Here is a 1,875-nt window from a genome sequence, read left to right as displayed (position 1 = left end):
TATAGAGGTTTAGTAGTATAATATATTGTGTGATATTTCTATATTTACATAGCACATTTATTATAGAGTTAAACAAAAGTTAGATTCTCTTTTTAAAAGCACTTTTTCACACTCTACCTGTGAAAAAGTGTTGCAAACATAACGACTTAATCAAGATATAGCAATGCAGAATCGTACAAATGCATGGAAAATACCGTCTTTTGCACGATATTCCATGCTGTAGGAGCGATTTTCGATTAGTACCTAATGACTATGAACCTTTTTGTTTCTATTTTATTGTATGGAAAATAGTAATTTATAAACCTAAAAATGATATGGCGAATTTTTCAATTGTAGTTGTTCCAACTAAAAAATTATCAAATGGCAGACATCGAATAAGGATAGCCGTAGCACATCATTCTCAAACCAGATATATATCTACCCAATTTACTTTGGATTCTGCCAATCAACTAAAAAATGGTCGAGTAGTAAGGCATGAGAATGCAGCGAATATGAATGCCTGTCTTCGGAAACTAATCAATGAGTATGAAGAAATTGTTACATCGATCAGCTATTTACCAGCAATTTCATGTACCGAACTTATACGTATAATTACTTATGAACAAAAGAAAAAAGGTATAACCTTTCAAGCTGTTGCAAAAGAATACATGAATTTCATGAAAGGAGAAGAGCGGGAGAAATCTTATAAACTTTATAAGATAGCTTCCGAAAGATTAGTCAAATATATGAAAGGGGATTTTCCTTTAATTCAATTGACACCTATACATATCCAAGGATTTGCCAAAGTTCTTCACGAGGAGAATCTGGCAGATACAACTATCAGAATATATCTGACTTTAATAAAGGTGATAGTAAATTATGCCGGTAAGATGAATTATGTATCTTACTCCATTCATCCTTTTGTCCTCTTTAAGATGCCGACAAGTAATGTGCGGGAACTTGATTTGTCAATAGATGAACTGAAGAGAATACGTGATGTCCGGCTTTTAAAGTCTTCTTTATCCATGGTGAGAGATATTTTTATGCTTACTTATTATTTAGGCGGTATCAACCTGAGAGATTTATTAGCATATGATTTTAAAAATAAGAACGATATGCGTTATGTGCGTCACAAAACACGCAATAGCAAGAAGGGAGAAAATGAAATTGTATTTACTTTGCAGCCTGAAGCAAAAGTGCTTATAGATAAATATATGTCGAGAAATGGGCATTTGCAATTTGGTAAATATTCATCTTATAAACAAATATATAGTTTAGTCTTCCGACATATAAATAAGGTAACAGAACTTTCGGGGGTAAAGAAAAAGGTTACTTACTATTCCGCCCGAAAGACATTTGCACAACACGGATATGATTTAGGCATTCAAATTGAAAAAATAGAATACTGTATCGGACACAGTATGAAAAATAACCGTCCTATCTTTAATTATATTAAGATTATGCAAGAACATGCCGATAAGGTGTTCCGTGCCGTACTTGACCAATTGCTATAGTATAGATAGTTTTTCACTGCTATTTTTATTTCCTTCTTCTGCTAATCGATTTCATTCCGATCGCTATTCTTTTTTCGTTCCACTATAGTTATCCGCAAAGTATACTATAGTTACCCTTGCGGATAACTATAGTCAAACGCAAAGATAACTATAGTGGAACGAAGAAAGATTCGCATGCCGGATAACTCATAATAGGTAAAAAAGATATTAATGGTACTAATTGTTCAAATCCTATCCTCAATTGATTGCTATCTATATGTATCCGTTTGATTCACAGGTGGTTATGCTAAAAAGAGAATCTAACTTTTGTTTAACTTAACAGATGTAGCTAATAGATATGGAAAACAACAAAAAAAATGCTTCATTTATTTCAATTGCTGGT

Annotated in this window: 1 protein-coding gene; it reads left to right on the top strand. The window is 32.5% G+C overall.

Features of this window, described 5'->3' with window-relative positions:
* The first annotated feature begins 314 nt into the window (after positions 1-314).
* Entirely contained in the window at positions 315-1,493 is a 1,179-nt protein-coding gene (locus HMPREF9009_RS24770) for a tyrosine-type recombinase/integrase (RefSeq protein ID WP_008646122.1), read from the top strand.
* The last annotated feature ends 382 nt before the right edge of the window (positions 1,494-1,875 follow it).

The organism is Bacteroides sp. 3_1_13, from assembly GCF_001185845.1.
Taxonomy (GTDB): domain Bacteria; phylum Bacteroidota; class Bacteroidia; order Bacteroidales; family Bacteroidaceae; genus Bacteroides; species Bacteroides xylanisolvens.
This window is presented reverse-complemented; position numbering and strand designations above follow the sequence as displayed.

Excerpts from the sequence above, each read along its gene's own strand:
- HMPREF9009_RS24770 (WP_008646122.1), top strand. The coding sequence starts at position 315 with ATGGCGAATTTTTCAATTGTAGTTGTTCCAACTAAAAAATTATCAAAT.